We start from the raw sequence: 16,049 nt of genomic DNA on the forward strand, positions 1-16,049 counted from the left end.
TTTTGAACATCAGAACGACTGAAATTGACAAGGCTGAATTTAAAGCTTTGCACCATTTTTTCTTGTTTTGAAGTAATTTTAAAGGGAAAAGGATTGATTTTAAGGGAGATAAAAAGACTCGGTTTTAGTCAGTGGATTGGGGCTAAACAGATGCATCTATTTGCGTTGGGGATCTTTATGTCCTTTTTTGTCAGTCAAAGCGCTTCTGCTCAGGATGGCCAGTTCTGGGGCGAGTTTCGTCCGGGCTATATGTGGAATGATAAGTGGGTGGGGCAATTTGCAGTTGGATACCGGCAATTTTATGGTTCGCAGGAGTGGCATCGGTATTATATTCACCCTATGATGCGCTACAATTTGAATAAACGATGGAATATACGGGCGGGTCTGAATACCATTTATAATACCTATCAGACAGAACAAAACCATCTGGAAATTCGCCCCTACTTAGGAGTCGGATTAAAATGGCCCATTATTGAATGGATGGATGTAAACCATTATGCAAGGGTGGAAGAACGTATCAGCCGGTATTCAGAGGAGGCGGCGACTGAGCTGGTGACGCGTGGACGCTATAAGGTGGATACCCGTATTCCGCTTTGGCGGATTTCTAAGGAAAATCTTTATTTCCTGATGGCTTATGGGGAGCTATTCTTCAATATGGGGGGAGAAGCAGATGAAGTTTTCAGGAACCGGAATCGTTTTGGTGCGGGTGTTGGTATGGTCTCCAAAAGCAAATGGTCCTATACCCTGCTGTTCAATTATCAGAAAACCAGACAGGCCACCGATGGTGAATTTGACCGACATGATTTTTTCACACAAATCCGGATTGCCTATACCTGGAAGAAAAAAACTAAGGAGTAGGTTTGTAAGACTGGGTGTCCAGAGCATCCAGATACTGAAAAAAATAGTCCATAACGCCGGAAAGGTGCCCTTTTCCCGCTAATGGAATGTACCGGACGTTTCCACCGGATTGCTGCATTTCCCGAAAAGCATTTTCACTGTTGAGGGTGGGAACTAAACCGTCATGGGTTCCATGGAAAAGGTAAACAGGGGCCGCTGGCTGCCAGTAAATAGGGCTGTTGTCTTTTGAAATCTTAAAGAATGGATGCGTTTCAGGGGCTGCATGTATAGCCACTAAAAAATCCTTTTTCAACAGCTTTTCAGTTTTTTTCTGGCCGGAAAGGAAAAACCAGGGGCGGAAGTACTTACGGTAAGATTTCGCCTTTTGAGCGTAAATTTCCCTGATGGGGTAATCGTATCCCTCCGCTACAGCCCAGGCACTCCACATATAAATGGCGGCTACCGGTGTTTGTGCTTTTTCCTGTTGACAAAACCATTGTACGGTTCCGGTAAAATCATGAGGGCCAGCATAAAAATATCCGCCCTGTATTTGGTATTGCTTGGGATATCGGGTCTCTAATATCTGCTGACTCGCTAATCCAATGGCGGCTCCTTCAGATATTCCGCTCAAATATACTTTTTTGGGGGCTTTGGCATTTGCTTCCGAATAAGCCAATAACATGTCCACCGAATTTTGGGCGTTAATTTTATTCAGGGTATATGGGTGTTCGGTGTGCTTGCTGGTATTGTAGCCCACGTAATCCGGCATCAGGACGGTGAAGCCGTTGGACGCCAGCGTGGCTCCAATGGATAATTCCTGTGTGAAATGATCTTTTTGACTATTGGATATTTCGCTTGCTGATGGGGCGAGTTTTTGGGCCGCCGGATAGATGGTGCCATGGTGATGCAGGATGACGCCTTTGCTTTCTCCGGCAGGTTGCAATAATAATCCGGAGAGGAGGATTGCTTTGCCCTGGTAATTGCTGGTGTAGTGAATTTCTTGCAGGGAGACGGTTTGGGGGAAATGCAGGGCCATTTTTTGAATGTCCTCAAATGCTTTCATGTCCTTTAAAGTGGTATCCACTTTGGATAAGATTTTAAGGGCAGATGGCTTGAACATACCATATTCACGGGCCTGCATGTATTGCGCATCCATCTCTCCTATAGTTCGTTGTTCTGTTATTTTCTGGGCATTTGCCAGAGAAATGAAAAAATAAGCGAAAAATAAGAGAGAGAAATGCCACTTCATGGATTATCCGAATTTTTTGATTTTATCGATGATATTGGTGGTAGAGAAGCCATCCACAAGGTCTACGGTTTCTACACTTCCGCCGTTTTCCAAAACGAAAGGGGCGCCTACAATATTTTCCACCGAATAATCGTTTCCTTTCACCAGGATGTCCGGCTTCACCGTTTCGATTAATTTCAGAGGGGTTTGCTCTCCGAAAAGAATGACATTGTCCACAAAAGCCAAAGCCGCCAACATGCGGGCGCGGGAATATTCATTATTGATCGGACGTTCGGGGCCTTTCAATTTTTGGACGGAGGCATCAGTGTTGAGTCCAATCACTAATCGATCTCCCTTTTGGCGGGATTTTTCCAGATAATCGATATGGCCCAAATGAAGGATATCAAAACAGCCGTTAGAAAAGACAATTTTTTCGCCTTTCTGACGGTAGGCGTCCATGGTTTGATCAATGTCTGACCAGGAAATGATTTTATCTGCAGTAGTTTTCATCTTGAAATTAATGATTACCTATTGTGGTTTTACTAAAGGTGCTTTTTGTTGATCGACTTTTTGGTCCTTGCCGAAAAGGATGAGAGAGATGGCCAGGGAAATTCCCCCCACTATCAACAGCATAACTGTTTGAGAGGTGTGTAATACCGTAGCGAAGAAAACCCCATCGGTTAACGGAAGGCCGTAAAGCGCCAATGTTCGGGAAACAATCCAGTGATAGGCGCCAATGCCCCCCTGTACAGGGGCGGCCATTCCCAGTCCTCCCATTACAAAAAGGGTCAGGCCAATTCTGGGGCCAAAATGTGCAGTCTCCGGCCAGGCGAAAAAGATAACAAAGGACATGGTAAAGTACATGGCCCAGATCACAATGGTGGAAAGCACAAAACCCCATTTGTTCTCTATGGAACGAAAACTCAAAAGCCCTTTAGTCAATTGCTCTAAAAAGGACTCTATCTTCACGAAAAAAGCGTTTTTGCGTAGCCAGGCCCTTTTAAACCTCCATAGGTAAACCATTCCGGTCATTCCCAATAATCCCAGCGCAAGCATCACGGAAACCAAAGGTAATAGGGACAGGCTTTGACCAAATTTTTCAGAGATCAGATCCGACAGGAATTGAAAGAGTACTTCAAACTCCAGAAAGAGCACTAAAGCCACGCTCACCAATAATATAATGAAATCAAAAAGGCGTTCAGCGACCACACTCCCAACTCCGGTGGATAAGGGAACCTTATCGGATTTGGCCAGTATGGCACAGCGCGCTACTTCTCCGGCTCTGGGAATAATCAGATTAGCAAAATAGCCCACCATTACCGCCAGAAAGGTTCTCCAGACGCTCAGGTGCTGATACCCCAGGGGCTTCAGCAGTAAGTTCCAGCGGTAAGCCCTTGCCCAGTGGCTTATCAGCGCCATCGCAAAAGATACGTATATCCATCCGTAGGTCAGGTCTTCAGCCCTTGCCTGAAAGTCGCTAAAGTCCATGTCCCGAAAGACATAATACAAAAGCCCTAAAGCGAGGCTGAGGGAGAGGATGTATTGGGCGATTTGTTTTAATTGCTTCATGGTCGGGGGAAAAGAAAAAAGTTCAGCTCTTCAGCACAATGGCCACAAAGCTGAACTTTTTAATAAAAACTGTGGAACCCATAACGGGCTTGCTAAAAATTTTTAAGCGATACGATTGTCACCGTCAGGGAAAACAATCGATGGCTTGAATCCTTTTTTGGCTTCTTCAAAATCCATTGAGCCATAAGAAATAATGATGATGATATCTCCTACTTGAACACGACGGGCGGCAGGTCCGTTCAAACACACCATTCCGCTACCTCTTTCACCAGCGATGGTATAAGTCTCAATTCGTTCGCCATTATTAACATTAACGATTTGAACTTTCTCCCCTTCCAGGATGTTGGCTCCATCCAAAAGATCAGCATCGATGGTGATACTTCCTACATAATGTAATTCAGCCTGCGTAACTTTTACGCGATGGATTTTCGATTTTACTACCTCAATATTCATTTTCTTTCCAAAAGAAGCATCTCCTTATAAGATGAATGTGATTTTGGGGGTTATCAATCTTCAAATTTGAGTGATAACCAACTCAATCGCAAGTTTGTGATTTTATGTAACTATCCCTAATAAAAATTAACTTTCCTTAGGTGGATAGCACTCCGGAAAAACCGTTTTCCGCTCTCTCAAAATTGCAATTATCCTGCTATCTTAAATATTAAAAGATCGATTATCGATCAATCTTACTCCCTCCAAAAATGCTGCCACACAAACGGTTATGCGCTGTCCTAATTTAAGTTTTTCCACTTTTTCCAAGGTGTGGGCATCCACCATTTCCATATACTCTACTTCCATTTCGGGATGCTTTGCCATTACATTCTCAAAAGCCATGCGTGCTTTTTCCAAAGAACCCTGCCGACGAAGCGTTTGAGCTGTGCTCATCAGCGCCTGATTGATGGCCGGAGCAATTTCATTTTTGGCGTGCTCTGATAATCGGCGGTTACGGGAGCTTCTGGCCAGCCCATTGGCTTCCCGACTGATCGGGCAACCCACTATTTCAATGGGAATGTTTAAGTCGGTCACCATTTTTTTAATGATGGCCAGTTGTTGGAAATCTTTTTCCCCAAAATAAGCGCGGGTGGGTTGCACAATATTGAATAATTTATTCACCACCAGGCCTACCCCACTGAAGTGTCCCGGGCGGAATTTACCCTCCATCACACTGTCCAGCGGATGGAAATTAAAGCCCAGGGGATTTTCTCCCGGGTACATCGTTTTGGCATCCGGCGCAAAAATATAGTCACATTTGGCCGCTTCCAATAAAGCGATATCCCCCTCTAGTGTACGGGGATATTTTTCCAGGTCCTCGGCATTATTAAATTGTGTTGGGTTGACAAATATGCTGCAAACCGTAACGTCATTGTCCTTAACGGACTGTTCAATTAAAGAAATATGCCCTTCATGTAAGGCGCCCATTGTGGGGACAAATCCAATGGATTGACCCTCAAGGCGAACAGTTTGCAGGCTTTTTCTGATGTCAGAAATGGTATTAATTACTTGCATGTATCCTGATATGATCCTTCGATTCAAACCCTAAATCTATGATTTTAACCTAAATAAATTGAGAATCGAGGAAAATTTCGTAATTTTGTATTCCCCTTTGTTTGATTAATCTTATTCAATAACAGTTATGTCAAAACTTCGAATTCTATACGTAGCTACGGAAATTAACCCATTTCTCCAAACTTCGCAAGTAGCGGACTTTGTTCGCAAGCTCCCACAGGAAATGCAGGAGCGTGGAATGGAGATTCGGATTATGGTGCCGCGTTTCGGATTGATCAACGAACGCAAGAATCGACTACATGAGGTAGTTCGTCTATCAGGAATTAATATTGCCGTTGGCGAGGAGGAAAAGCCTTTAGTCATCAAGGTGGCTTCTATTCCGAATGCGCGCCTTCAGGTATATTTCATCGATAACGAGGATTATTTCCAGCGTAAATCTGTATTTGTTGATAAGGAAAATAATTTGCACGCCGATAACGATGAGCGTGCGATCTTCTTCTGTAAAGGAGTAATCGAAACCGTGAAGAAATTAGGCTGGGAGCCGGACGTTGTTCACTGCAACGACTGGATGACCGGTTTGATTCCAATGTATTTGAAAACTTCCTACAAGAACGATCCGATTTTCAAAAATGCGAAATCGGTTTTCACAATTTACAATAATCACTTGCCTCAGAAGTTTTCGGAGGATATCTTCGAGAAAATTAAGATGATTGACATCGAGGACGAGATGTTGACGCCAATGTCAACCGACTTCGAAGGATTCATCAAGATGGGTGTTGAGTATGCTGATGCAGTTGTGAAAGCTGAAGAAGAGCAATACAATGATTCATTAAAAGGACTTTTTGATTCATTGGCTCACAAGCAAATTGACTCCGTCGTTGAGGATGATTATTTAGATAAATACTATAATATTTATAATGAGCTTGTTGGGTAACAAAACCTTCCAACCAATATTAGGGCTAATCGGTGCATTAGTCCTTTTTTTTACGTCTTGTCAAGATTCCATGAACCCCTCCGCGGGTTTTAATCCAGGTTTCGACCCGACCAAAACCAAGTATATTGAGATCACCATTCCCATTGATTTGTTTCGTTATGATTCTGTCCGTACTTCGGTGAATCAGGGACGGGCATTGGTGGGTTCCATTAAGGATGATGAATTTGGTAGCCAAAAGGCCACGGTTTATTCGATGATGAGAAGATCTTCCAGAATAATTCCTGAGGATGCTTCTTATGATTCCCTGACCCTGAATCTGAGTACCATCTATGGATATGGTGAAGTTTTTGATAATCCCATTCGCTTGGGACTGCATGAGCTGACCCAAACGCCGGATTCTACGGAACGACCTGACCGTAATTTTTATACTTTTGATGCGGTGCCTTATGAGGCAAACGCGATCATTAGTCGGAATTTGGTCATTGATCAGGAAGATAATACCAATGCGGTGGATACGACCTATTCTTTGAGAATGCCGGATGGTTTAGGTTTTTCTTTATTTTCTTATGCACAAGTGGAGCTGGAAGAACTGGAAGCCTTGCAGCAAACGGAATTCAGTAAAGATTTTCCAGGCTACGCCCTGGTAGATGAGGCCGGAACCACTAATGGAATGTTGGGCTTTAATTTGGACAACTCCGGTTTGTTGGTACATTACCACACGGCTACTGATACCGCCTTTGCGAGCTATTCCTTCTCTTACTTTAATACCGCTGATACCAGTTTCTTTGCCAACTTCACCGGCATGGTTCAGGATTACAGCCAGTCCGCTTATCCGGCACTTCAGGATACCATGCGTTTTATTCGGATTAATGGAGAGGGAGATTCCGGTGACGGTTATCTGAAAGCAGGTGCAGGCGTTTATGCGGTATTGAAAATGGATTCGCTGATGCAAAACTATTTGGATACGCTAGACGATGGTAATGCGATTTTGGTGAATTCAGCGGAGTTATTAATTCCTTATGATGATACCGAGGTGACCGATGAGCAAAGGGTTCCAAATCCTATCCTGATTTATAAGGTAGATGAGGATTATAGGTCCTATACTCCAAACTTACTTCCTCTGGATAGCTTTGATCCTACTTTGGAAAACGCCGGAGATAATGTTGTACGGATGTCGCCCAATGAAAATAAGACTTATTATAAGACCCCATTAACCCGTTATATGCAGGCATTGATTACGGAACGAATGGAAGAGAAAAATAAGTTGATGTTGGTTCCCTTTCCATTTCATGACCAGCTCGAAGGCTTAAAGTTCTTCGGAGATGAGGTGATCATCAGGATGTATTATACCGTAGTAGAATAAAAAAAAGACCGTTTTTAAAACGGTCTTTTTTTTGTCTCTTGCTCATGCTTTGACAGGAGAAGATGTGGGAATTATCCACAAAAAAGGCTGAAAAGGCGGTCGATATTTAAAAGGACTTTCCTCTATTTTCGAGCATTTTTAATGCCTGCAGATGTATTGGGAGAAGGACCGTTTATCCTTATTACCGCGCAAGGGGTTTGGTTGAAATGGGGTTAAAGATGTGCTTGCTCTTTTAAGCCGAATTAATCACCACCAGCTTTAGTGACTCTGCTTAAGTGGCTTATTTTTCGGCTCAATTAGTTTATGTTAACTAATTTTTTAAACGCCCCAATTGGGGCAAGTTTGCTTGCTTCTCATTCCTCTGCCGCCTTGTAAAAAGCTCGAAATGGGAAAGTATTCCTTCATTTTTCCCGCCTTGCAGCCAAGCGGGTATTCAAGCCTGCATCATTCGCTTTCATTTTCCTGTGAAATAAGTGCTTTTTGATTATGGGACATTAGTTTTTGTCTACGGAATGAAAGGGTTCCGTCCTTGGGAATAGGGTGGATAGGCGATGAAAGGCCATCCAATGCCTTCATGTTAGGTAATGATCAAAATTCCATTTTATCTACGGTGCTGCTCAGGCTAAATTCCCGTGATAAAATCATCAATTATTTCAAAAATGGTTAAAATATGCCGCTCAGGGCTGTTTTTTTGATTGGGGAGGGTAAGTTTAATAAGGCTGAGGTGAGCGGTTTTTCCCCATTTGTGAAATTTTTTTGAAGTAAGTTATTAAATAATTTTGCAAAAATATTATCTTTATTTTGTGTTGCTGGTAGTAGTCTGACTAAATTAGGGCAGATTTATTACTGGATGAGGTATTTTTTGGGGATGTGTAGATAATGTACCTTATCTAAGAAATTGAAGAGAATTTAACCACTGTACTGAATCTTTTTATTTCTAGGTCTTTATTTGATTAAATAAGCGATAATTCAGTATTTTTATAATAATTATTGCAAATCTACTATTTCCATGCGTAAAGGTATCGGACTGCATAAGGTAATTTCTTTCCTCCAAAGTTTTAGAGAGGAAAAGGGGATCACACCATCTAATGGGAAGTACTTCTTACTGCCCAAGCTGGTGATTGCGACTAACCTTATGGTGATTATGCAATTATTCATCGACATCTTCTGGGGTGGGGAATCCTTTATCGTATATCATCTGGCTTTTTTGGTGCTGTTGTCAATCCCTTTCTATTTTTATCAGCGGAAGGAAGATGATCTGGCCCATGATATACTTTTCCTCATTCAAAATACCTATATCTTTTTGGGCTGTCAGTTAATGTCCAAGTCCACCGGCTTGGTCTATTTCTTTTTTCCTATAGTGGTGATGGTTTGCCTTACGCCCCGGGAAGAAAATGTATTGCCCTTTGTGGTAAAGCTATTGATCCCGATTATTTCATTGCTCTATTGTTCCTATACTTCCAGTATGCTTTCGGTCTTCAGTGCCATGGAGCATAGTGGTATTGAGTTAACGGCACTTTGGATAAACCAGTGTCTGGCTATGTTAGTAACGGCGATGTTGGTTTACATCAAAGTGGATCAGGATAGGGAACGAACAGAGGAGCTGGAGGCCATGCTGGAAAAGAAAGTGGAGGCGGAGGAAAACCTCATTGAGCAGAAAGAGGAGTTGAGTCAGGTGAACACTAATTTGAATGAGCTGGTTTACCATATGTCTCATAGTTTAAGAGGGCCGATTGCTTCTTTGACAGGTCTGCTTCAATTAGCAAAATATGAAGAGGAACTTAAGGCAATCAAGAAATACCATCATGAGTCTGAGATATTGGTTCAACGGGTGGATAATTTCATTAAAGAAGTGAACGCCTACCATATGGCGCAAAAAATCAGTAATAGTCGTGTGGGCTATATCTCTTTCCAGCAATTAATCCGGGAGGTGCATGAGCAGGGCAAGTTGAAAAACATCGCCATGAAAGATAAAATTGATTTCAATTTTAAACTGGAAATGCCGGACAGTATCAAACTGCCCATACTGGACATTGAAATCATCATTTATAATTTGGTGCAGAATGCGTTCAGGTTTCATGATCCTCAGAAGCAAAATCCATTTGTTAGCGTGGAAATGCGACTAGAAGCCGGACGAATCGTGATTAAAGTAGAAGATAATGGCGTGGGTATTCCTCAGGAATCGCTGGATCACGTCTTTAAGATGTTCTATCGCGCAGATTATAGCATGATGAGCACAGGGCTTGGCTTAAACTTAGTGAAAAGAAGAGTGGATTCACTGGGCGGGCAGATTAAGGTGGATTCTAAGCTGGGTGAGGGCTCTCGATTTACAGTGGTGTTACCGGACAAATTTGTAAGCTATTTGGATTATGATGAAACCCGTTATCATGATTTGATCGGGAAGACTGACATTTATCGGGCGGAAGTCTCTTAATCCATATTATCAGGACTTTTTAAATAAAGCTGGATTGGCCTTTCCAACCCTTATCCTCAATCATTTCTTTGTTCTCGATAAAACGATACAAAAAATTAAAAGCAGGTAAGGTGATGTGGAAGATTTTGCATTAAAAAGTCAATGCTGTAAAAGGTAGTAGCCTGATTAACGACAAGCACTCAAATCAAATAGCTCCACATTGGTCTCCGGATCTTTCCAATTATTTGCCCCATTGTAGTTTTTTGAAAAATTCGTGCCCCGAATTAAGCACTGTCAGTTTCTGTGAATCTATTCCAAAGGCTTTTTACAATGTTGCTGGTTTTATCCTCTAATTAGTGCTTGTCCGAAAACTCTAAAATCGTTTATATAGGCCTAATATCATCGATTTTTAGTGATAATTGAAAATGAGTTTTTTCGAAAAAGTCAAAGAAAATGCTTTTATTTAATCGTAATACACGGATAACACTCATTTAAGGCTCAAAACTCATACTTTTTTTAACTATGCGCAGCGGATTCACCCAACAACTCAAAATTAACACAATACCTATAAGTGAGGTTCAATTTCCTAGCAACACACGAGATCATATTGTTAATTTATTACGGGCTCTTCAAGCGATCTACATGAATAAGGAAATTAGTGTTCGCATAGAAAAACTTTTGCAAGAGGCCATTGGGACTAGTCAGACTTCAGGAAGGAAAGGGATGGGATTATGGGAAGTTTTTGTTTTGGCTCAATTACGATTGTGTCAGAATTTATCATACGATGATCTTCTAAATTTGGCAAATTATAACGTTTTGGTTCGAAGGATGCTGGGAAAACAAATTAATCTTGGTCTTGCTGGTGAATCAGTGGATGAATATACCTTTCAAAATATTTATGATAATGTTAGCTTGGTTGATGATGAAACACTAAAAAAAATTAATGCTGTTATTGTTGAATTTGGACATGGTATATTTAAAAAAAAAGACTCGGATCCATTATCCTTAAAAACAGATAGTTTTGTTGTTGAAACAAATACGACTTTTCCATCGGATTATGTATTACTTTTTGAAGCTGGTCGCAAATGCCTAAATATGATCGGTGAAATAGCAAAACAGCATAAAGTAAAAGGTTGGAGAGAAGTAAAAAGCGAATCAAGTAAATTAAAATCACTCTGTAGATCTTTTGGGAGAGCTACCTCAGCAGGTGGGAAAAATAAAGCTAAAAATGAAATTGAAGCTTGCCAGGCATATTTGAATAAAGCAAAATCACTATACAAAAAGGTTGCTGATTTTTGGGAAAAAGATATGCCGGCATTGCTTATTGACCAAAAGACACTGTTGGTTCTTATTAAAGTTGAGTGGTTTAAGTTGATGTTTGAAAAACATATAAACTTGTTGGAGCGAAGAATAATTGGCCAAGAGAAAATCCCAGCATCAGAAAAAGTCTATTCCCTCTATCTTCCTTTCACAGAATGGATAAAAAAGGGAAAGAAACGCCCCCAATTGAAATAGGGAAAAAGTTATTTGTCACAACAGATCAATTTGGGCTTATTGTTGATCATTGTCTTGGGGATAATTTATCAGACAGAGATTCGATTATGGATATTATTGATCGAGTACTAGAAAAATATCAATTAGTATCATCTTGGAGTACAGATAAAGGATTTTCTTCAAAAGAAAATAAAGCGTTAATTCAGGAAGTTTTCCCTGATTTGCAGTTGATAATGCCTAAACTAGGTAAACGAAATAAAACGGAAGAGGCTGAAGAAAAGAGTAAACCCTTTAAATTATTAAAAAATGCGCACTCTGCTATAGAATCTAACATCAATGAATTGGAGAATAGAGGGTTAGATAGGTGTCCAAATAGATCTCCTGAGCAATTTCGAAATTATGTAGCCCTGGGAATTACAGCATATAATTTGCATAAAATAGGAAAACGATTAAATGAAATAAAAATTAAAAAGGAAAAAACACGATATAAAAAAATTATATCTGCCGCTTAAAGAAGCTGCCTTTTAGAATGGAATAAAGCCTCTAGATTTACTAAAGGCTAAATTCTGTATGTCTTAATTTTCAAATAATTGTCGTAAAATAACCTTCAATGTCTTCTTCTGTCAAAAATGATAGATTTTAGCAATCAAAGGATAAATATCCAATAATCAAGCCATACCAATAGTGCACAACAATATTGTTTCTGTTATATTTTAAAATATTGTGTTTCATTTTCTTACAGCCACTAATTATGCATGGCTAATCTATAGCGTTGCCCCAAAGTGCTTACCATTAATTCAATTCAGGTATTTTTTTGTAGATTTTTAATAGTCTAAATTTGGCTAAGCTGGCTTTGTCCTCATTCATCTGCTTCATTGGAAAAAACTCGAAATAGGCACCTTTTTCTTCATTTCTCCCGCCATGCTGCTAAACAAGGGTTTAAGCATGAAAAATACGGCTTAAAATTTATAGCTTTGTCGTTCTATCTAAGACGAACATTTTGAAAATCTCCATTATTACGGTGGTTTACAATGCCGCTGACCTTTTTGAGCTGAGCTGGCAGAGTGTAAAATCCCAGACTTTTTCAGATTTTGAATATGTGGTGGTCGATGGTCATTCCAAGGATGGATTAGCCGATCGCCTGCCACAAATGTCTCATATTGACCAATGGGTCTCTGAGCCTGACCAGGGCATTTATGATGCCATGAATAAAGGTTTGGATATGGCCAAGGGAGAATTTGTGCTCTTTCTCAATGCCGGAGATACCTTTGCGTCCAATACCACTCTTCAGGAAATTTTCGATAGTGCTCCTGATGCTGCAGATGTGATCTATGGGGAAACCTTAATGGTGAATGATGCACGTGAAGTACAGGGCACGCGCTCGGCATTAACCAGCCGGCAATTGCCGGAAGACCTCACCCCTTCCTCATTTTTGAAAGGTATGGTGGTATCTCATCAGGCCTTTATCCCCAGAAGAAGTCTTTGTACACTCTATGACCTGAATTATCGCCATAGTGCCGATTTTGACTGGTGTTTGAAGATTTTGAAAAAATCCCGCCTGAATTATAAAGTTGAAGCTCCCATTGCCCATTATCTTATTGGCGGGCATTCGGCTAATCACGTCCGGGAAAGTCTGAAGGAGCGATATGCTATTATGCAGAAGGAATTCGGGAGTTGGTCAACCTGGAGGGCGCATTTGGCTGTTGCCTGGCGTGCACTAGGAAGGAAATTGACAGGCCAACATAATAAATGGTAAAAAAAATCCGGAGCGATGAACTCCGGATTTTATTATTAATAAATTAGTGAGCTTCTAACCAGTTCTGCCCAACTCCCGCTTCTACTTCCAGCGGAACTTCGAAAGGTACTGCTTCCTGCATCATTCGGATCACCTGCGTTTTGACCAGTTCCAGTTCTTCCTTATGCACATCAAATACCAATTCATCATGTACCTGCATGATCATTTTTGATTTCAGGTCTTGTTGGCTCATCCAGTCATGAATATTGATCATGGCTTTTTTAATGATGTCTGCCGCTGATCCCTGAATCGGGGCATTGATGGCATTTCGCTCGGCAAAACCACGAACGGTTGCATTTCTGGAGTTGATATCCCTTAAGTAGCGTCTGCGGTTCATGATGGTTTCCACATAGCCGGACTCCCGGGCATCATTCACCACCTTATCCATATAGGTTTTCACAGCCGGAAACTCCTCAAAGTATGCCTTAATAATGGAAGAAGCTTCTCCTCTTGGAATGTTCAGGCGTTCTGCCAAACCAAAGGCCGAGATTCCATAAATAATTCCGAAGTTGGCGGTTTTCGCTTTTCTTCTCATATCGCTGTCCACTTCTTCCGGGGATACCTTAAATACTTTGGCGGCGGTGGCACGGTGAATATCTTCCCCATTTTTAAAAGCCTCAATCATATGAGCATCCTTGGCAAAGCCAGCCATAATGCGCAATTCAATTTGGGAGTAATCCACTGCCAGTATTACATGGTCCTCCTGTCGTGGAACAAATGCTTTTCGAATCTCCTTTCCTCTGGACGTACGGATCGGAATGTTTTGTAAGTTCGGATTGGTAGAGCTCAAGCGGCCCGTAGCCGCAACGGCCTGACGATAGGAGGTGTGAATCAGTCCTTCGGCATCAATCAATTCCGGTAGGGCATCGACATAGGTAGATTTTAGCTTGTTCAGCTCGCGGAACTCCAGAATCAGGGCGCATATTTCATGCTCCCGGGCCAGTTTGGAAAGAATTTCCTCCCCTGTCGCATATTGGCCGGTCTTGGTCTTTTTCGGTTTTTCGACCAATTTCATTTCCTCAAAAAGAATAACGCCTAACTGCTTTGGGGAAGCAATATTAAATTCCTTACCTGCCAGTTCATAAATGCGTTTTTCAATTTGCTGGCTCTCATTGCCCAGAATGTCTGACAGTTCTCCAAGGGTTTCGGTATTCACTTTCACACCATTTGCCTCCATATCCGCCAGTACCCTGACCAATGGCATTTCCAACTCGTCCATCAGGGGCTGAACACCGCCCTCCTGGAGCTGAGGTGTAAAAAACTGTTTCAATTGCAGGGTAATGTCAGCATCTTCTGCCGCATAATCTACCCTTTTTTCTACCGGTACCTGAAGGAAAAGATTGTCCTTGGCTTTGTCCTTTTCTTTTCCGGTCAACGATTTAAAAGAAATGGGTGTGTAATTCAGATAATCTTCTGACATGGCATCCATGCCGTGTTTGCCCTCCGGAGAAAGTAAATAATGCGCAATCATGGTATCGAAAAGCGGCCCTTTCAACTCCAGATTATATTTGCGCAATACCAGCATATCGTATTTGATGTTCTGGGCAATCTTTACAATTTCCTCCGCTTCAAAAACGGCACGGAAATCGTCCACTACTTCCTGCGCTAATTCGGGCGCATCATCCGGAATGTGGACATAGTAAGCCTCATTGGCATTATAGGCAAAAGAGATTCCGCAAAGTTGCGCCTGGAAAGGGTTTAAGGAGGTGGTCTCTGTATCGAAACAAACTTCTTTTTGCTTTAATAAATATTGGCATAAGGATTCCCTTTCCGCTTTGGAGGCAATCATATGGTAATTTTTCTTTTCCAGTTCAAAACGGCTCTTCTCCTGTGGAACAGTAGCTTCCTCGGCCGCGGGAGCATCGAAAAGTGAAGGTTGTACCGCCTTTTTCGCTACTTTTTTCGAGCTGCTGGCTGCACTTCCCCACCAAACAAGTCCATTTGCCCCTGGGCATTGACATTGGATGCAGTAGAAGTTTTAGGAGTTGAAGCCTCTTCGCCAAATACCCTTTTTTTCAGGGTACGGAACTCCATCTCATCAAAAATCTCCCCTACTTTTTCCTTATTAGGTTCATTGTGCTCCAGTTCCTTTTCATTGAATTCAATTGGAACGGTAGTACAGATGGTGGCCAGTTTTTTTGATAAAAGGGCCAGTTCTTTATTGGCTTCCACCTTTTCTTTGGCTTTGCCTTTCAGCTCATGTGTATTTTCAAGCAAGCCTTCTACCGATCCGTATTTCTGCAAATACTTCACGGCTGTTTTGGGTCCCACTCCCGGAATACCCGGAATATTATCAGAGGCATCTCCCATAAGTCCCAGCAAATCAATGACCTGGTCTACATTGGCGATATCAAATTTTTTCAATACCTCCGGAATGCCCAAAATATCCACCCCATTGCCCATATAGGCGGGTTTATACAGAAAGACATGTTCTTCCACCAATTGAGCATAATCCTTATCCGGCGTCATCATAAACACCTCAAAATCTTCTTTTGCCGCTCTTTTGGCCATGGTGCCGATCACATCATCGGCCTCAAACCCCTGCACTTCCAACACGGGAATGTTAAAGGCTTTTACCAAATCCTTGACGATCGGAATGGAAAGTTTGATGTCTTCAGGGGTTTCCTGTCGCTGGGCCTTGTACTCCGCATATTCTTCATGACGGAAGGTAGGGCCCGGTGGATCGAAAGCGACTCCGATGTGTGTCGGTTTTTGGTTACGAAGAATATCCAGTAGTGTATTGGTGAATCCAAGGACCGCTCCGGTGTTAAATCCTTTAGAGTTTATTCTGGGGTTTTTACTGAAAGCGAAATGAGCCCTGTAAATCAAGGCCATAGCGTCCAGCAGGAATAGTTTTTTTGAAGGCATGCTCCTGTAGGGGTGTTTAAAATTTCGATTTTATAATTATGG

The 16,049-nt window shown here is 41.7% G+C and carries 12 protein-coding genes and 1 pseudogene; 7 read left to right on the top strand and 6 right to left on the bottom strand.

Annotated elements, in window-relative coordinates; all coding sequences use genetic code 11:
- The first annotated feature begins 150 nt into the window (after positions 1-150).
- On the top strand, positions 151-858 hold the full coding sequence (locus NG22_RS15585; protein WP_157601155.1) for a DUF2490 domain-containing protein: 708 nt from the start codon (positions 151-153) through the stop codon (positions 856-858).
- Here the strand turns inward: NG22_RS15585 and NG22_RS15590 are convergent.
- The 5 genes from NG22_RS15590 to panC all read right to left on the bottom strand — a co-directional run bounded on the left by NG22_RS15590 (position 848) and on the right by panC (position 5,140).
- Entirely contained in the window at positions 848-2,086 is a 1,239-nt protein-coding gene (locus NG22_RS15590; protein WP_053406576.1) for a S9 family peptidase, read from the bottom strand. The genes NG22_RS15585 and NG22_RS15590 overlap by 11 nt on opposite strands.
- Positions 2,087-2,089: 3 nt before the next feature.
- The gene (gene rfaE2, locus NG22_RS15595; RefSeq protein WP_072159121.1) at positions 2,090-2,575 is read right to left on the bottom strand and encodes a D-glycero-beta-D-manno-heptose 1-phosphate adenylyltransferase; all 486 of its coding nucleotides are present in this window, start codon (positions 2,573-2,575) and stop codon (positions 2,090-2,092) included.
- 18 nt (positions 2,576-2,593) lie between these two features.
- Positions 2,594-3,634 carry a lysylphosphatidylglycerol synthase transmembrane domain-containing protein gene (locus NG22_RS15600; RefSeq protein WP_053406577.1) on the bottom strand — a complete coding sequence of 347 codons (1,041 nt, stop codon included), beginning with the start codon at positions 3,632-3,634 and terminating at the stop codon, positions 2,594-2,596.
- Positions 3,635-3,736: 102 nt separating this feature from the next.
- Entirely contained in the window at positions 3,737-4,087 is a 351-nt protein-coding gene (panD, locus tag NG22_RS15605) for an aspartate 1-decarboxylase (RefSeq protein WP_053406578.1), read from the bottom strand.
- A gap of 201 nt (positions 4,088-4,288) precedes the next feature.
- Positions 4,289-5,140 (bottom strand): pantoate--beta-alanine ligase, encoded by an 852-nt coding sequence (gene panC / locus NG22_RS15610; protein WP_053406579.1) that lies wholly within the window; start codon positions 5,138-5,140, stop codon positions 4,289-4,291.
- 127 nt (positions 5,141-5,267) lie between these two features.
- Here panC and NG22_RS15615 point away from each other — a divergent pair, with 127 nt between their 5' ends.
- The 6 genes from NG22_RS15615 to NG22_RS15640 all read left to right on the top strand — a co-directional run bounded on the left by NG22_RS15615 (position 5,268) and on the right by NG22_RS15640 (position 13,100).
- Positions 5,268-6,074, top strand: a complete 807-nt coding sequence (locus NG22_RS15615) for a glycogen/starch synthase (RefSeq protein ID WP_053406580.1) — start codon at positions 5,268-5,270, stop codon at positions 6,072-6,074.
- A 70-nt stretch (positions 6,075-6,144) separates the two neighbouring features.
- Positions 6,145-7,437 (top strand): DUF4270 family protein, encoded by a 1,293-nt coding sequence (locus NG22_RS15620; protein ID WP_053406581.1) that lies wholly within the window; start codon positions 6,145-6,147, stop codon positions 7,435-7,437.
- A 1,009-nt stretch (positions 7,438-8,446) separates the two neighbouring features.
- Entirely contained in the window at positions 8,447-9,871 is a 1,425-nt protein-coding gene (locus tag NG22_RS15625; RefSeq protein WP_053406582.1) for a HAMP domain-containing sensor histidine kinase, read from the top strand.
- Positions 9,872-10,492: 621 nt separating this feature from the next.
- Positions 10,493-11,365 (top strand): hypothetical protein, encoded by an 873-nt coding sequence (locus NG22_RS15630; protein ID WP_157601050.1) that lies wholly within the window; start codon positions 10,493-10,495, stop codon positions 11,363-11,365.
- Complete coding sequence (locus tag NG22_RS15635; protein ID WP_053405915.1) at positions 11,326-11,856, top strand: hypothetical protein; 531 nt, start codon at positions 11,326-11,328, stop codon at positions 11,854-11,856. Before NG22_RS15630 ends, NG22_RS15635 begins: the two co-directional genes overlap by 40 nt.
- Positions 11,857-12,344: 488 nt before the next feature.
- The gene (locus tag NG22_RS15640) at positions 12,345-13,100 is read left to right on the top strand and encodes a glycosyltransferase family 2 protein (RefSeq protein ID WP_053406583.1); all 756 of its coding nucleotides are present in this window, start codon (positions 12,345-12,347) and stop codon (positions 13,098-13,100) included.
- 43 nt (positions 13,101-13,143) lie between these two features.
- Here NG22_RS15640 and polA read toward each other — a convergent pair.
- Positions 13,144-16,007 (bottom strand): annotated as a pseudogene (gene polA, locus NG22_RS18180) (DNA polymerase I).
- Positions 16,008-16,049: the final 42 nt, after the last annotated feature.

Source organism: Persicobacter sp. CCB-QB2 (assembly GCF_001274635.1).
In the GTDB taxonomy this organism is placed as follows: Bacteria; Bacteroidota; Bacteroidia; order Cytophagales; family Cyclobacteriaceae; genus Persicobacter; species Persicobacter diffluens.